This window comes from Corallococcus carmarthensis (assembly GCF_003611695.1).
Lineage (GTDB): Bacteria > Myxococcota > Myxococcia > Myxococcales > Myxococcaceae > Corallococcus > Corallococcus carmarthensis.
Genome location: NZ_RAWE01000435.1, coordinates 1 through 2,090, shown reverse-complemented (window position 1 = coordinate 2,090; position 2,090 = coordinate 1). Strand labels below are relative to the sequence as shown.

Sequence of the window (2,090 nt, the reverse complement as noted above, 5' to 3'; positions counted from 1 at the left end):
ACGAAGGCCCCCGCCGCCGCGCTCATGACGCCGCCGCCCGCGCCGGTGAGCAGGTCGAAGCCCGCCTCGGCAATCCACCGCGCCAGGGGGACGACCCATGCCTCGTGGGCCTCCGTCCCGGAGCCGAACACTCCGATGATGCGGCGGTGTCTGCGCATGACTGCGTCCTCCCCGAAAGACCGGAACTACGTGAGCCCCTGTTCCATGCGAATCCCCGGCCAACGCCGCAAGGGCTCACGGACCGCCGTGCGTCCTGGCTCCCGTCCACCCGTGGAAGGTGCGCGGCGCGAGCGTCGCCCAGCCGTCGCTTCCCTCCTCCCGGAGCGCGAGACGTTCCCGCACGACCCGTGATGTCGGACCCCTCCTCTACCTTCGTTCGCAAGTGAGCGAGGAGGCCGCCCATGTTCGACGCCTGTGGAGGTTGTGAGCGCCGTGGCACCGCCGGAGAGGTGTTCGACTGGTGCGCGCACTGCGAATTGTCCCTGTGTCCCGGCTGCCTCGGGCGGGGCTGCTGCGGCAGCGTGCCCGCGGACTCCGGGCGGGGCGCGCCGAAGGAGCTCCCCGACCCGCCCTCACCCGAGCGCGAACCCCTGCCGGAGCACTTCGGCGGCCGCTGCTGCACGCACGCCCGCGCGGTGGCGTGCTCCTGCGCCTTCCACTGGGTCTGCGTGCAACACGGCGACCTGCACGTCGGGATCCACGACTGACGCGAGGTGGGGTGTTTCTCAGATGACGTGAAGCATCACCTCCGTGTGGGCGTTGACACACGGGCGGGCCGTCCACGACGGTTCCCATTCTTTCGGGCATTCCCGCCTGGACACAGCACGGAGCACGACACCATGGGTCTCGCTGAGCGGAAGGAAATGGCCGCGTTCAAGAAGGACTCCTTCGCGCCGAAGGTGGCGGAGTTGAAGGAGGCCGCGGGGGGCGCGGACATCCAGGTGACCCTCGACGAGGCGAGCTTCACCACCGTGGCCGCCATCCAGATGATCTCCAACGGCATCTTCGACCGGCTCATCGACGACATGAAGTACGTCTGTAACGACGACGTCGGGAAGGAAGCCGTCCGGGACGGCATCAAGACGTTGCACATCGTCCACAAGGACGAGCCGGGCTTCACGCTGGACCTGACGGGCGGCACGCTCACCGTGCGCGCGAAGGTGGACGGCTCCATCGGCGAGGACCTGCCCGGCTACGGTGACTACAAGGACCTGATGCTGAAGAAGCTGTAGGCCGCACGCCTTCCGGCCCGGAGGGACGCCCCGTCAGTGGCGGCCCCCGGCCCGTGTCATTCCGTCCGGCTCAGGGCACGTCCAGCGCGACGCCCTGTCCCGGGACGGCCATCACCCAGCGGACGACGTCGGGCTTGCCGCCGCAGGTGACGCGCACCTCGAACTCACGCCCCGCGGGCATGGGGCTGGCGAGCGGCGTCTGGCCCTGGAGCACTTGCGAGCCCAGCGCCACGCGGCAGCCCTGGGCACCGGTGACGCTGAGCGTGCCCCGGGCATCCGCCTGGGGCGCGGCGTCCGCGAGCGTGCGCAGGTCGATGTGCTCCGACTTCGGCACCTTGCCGAAGCGGTGCAGCTTGCCATCCACGGCCGTGGAGACGAGCCAGCCCGTGGGGTCCTCCGGCAGGGCGTTGCTCGACTCCAGCAGCACGCCGGACACGTAGACGCGCTCGCCCTCCTGGGCGTTGCGCACCTCCAGGCCGCCCTTGGGCAGCAGGAACACCAGCGCGAGCCCGGCGAGCAGCAGGCCCACTCCGCCCACGACGAGCCCCTTGCGCTGGCCGGGCGTCAGCCCCGGCTTCGCCGCCTGGGTGGGAGGCGCCGGAGCGGCGGGCGCCACCGCGTGGACGGGCGCTGGCGGCGCGGCCACGGGAGCCACCGGAGGCCGCGCGGGGGCGGACACCGGAGGAGGCGGCGCTGCCACGTACGGCGGCGGCGCGGCCATGGGCGAATGATGGGACCCGCCATGGGCCGCGTGGGTGCCCGGATGCGGCGCGGGGGCACTTGCCTGGGGCGCCTGAGCGATCCCGTATTGCGCGTGGGTGCCCCCGTGCTGCGGGTGGGCGGCCGGCGGCACAGGGG

At 72.0% G+C, this 2,090-nt stretch carries 4 protein-coding genes; 2 read left to right on the top strand and 2 right to left on the bottom strand.

What is annotated here, in order from left to right; all coding sequences use genetic code 11:
• Positions 1 to 158, bottom strand: a 158-nt coding sequence (locus D7X32_RS44230) for an SLOG cluster 4 domain-containing protein (protein ID WP_500683177.1), incomplete at its 3' end; no start/stop codon positions are given.
• A 243-nt stretch (positions 159 to 401) separates the two neighbouring features.
• Between D7X32_RS44230 and D7X32_RS44225 the strand changes: the two genes are divergently transcribed.
• Both D7X32_RS44225 and D7X32_RS44220 read left to right on the top strand, forming a co-directional pair.
• Positions 402 to 707: a hypothetical protein gene (locus tag D7X32_RS44225; RefSeq protein WP_120608458.1), complete on the top strand. Its 306-nt coding sequence runs from the start codon at positions 402 to 404 to the stop codon at positions 705 to 707.
• Between the two features lie 132 nt (positions 708 to 839).
• Positions 840 to 1,232: a hypothetical protein gene (locus D7X32_RS44220; RefSeq protein ID WP_147450529.1), complete on the top strand. Its 393-nt coding sequence runs from the start codon at positions 840 to 842 to the stop codon at positions 1,230 to 1,232.
• Positions 1,233 to 1,302: 70 nt separating this feature from the next.
• Here D7X32_RS44220 and D7X32_RS44215 read toward each other — a convergent pair whose 3' ends face one another.
• Entirely contained in the window at positions 1,303 to 1,953 is a 651-nt protein-coding gene (locus D7X32_RS44215; protein ID WP_208752767.1) for a hypothetical protein, read from the bottom strand.
• Positions 1,954 to 2,090 lie beyond the last annotated feature (137 nt).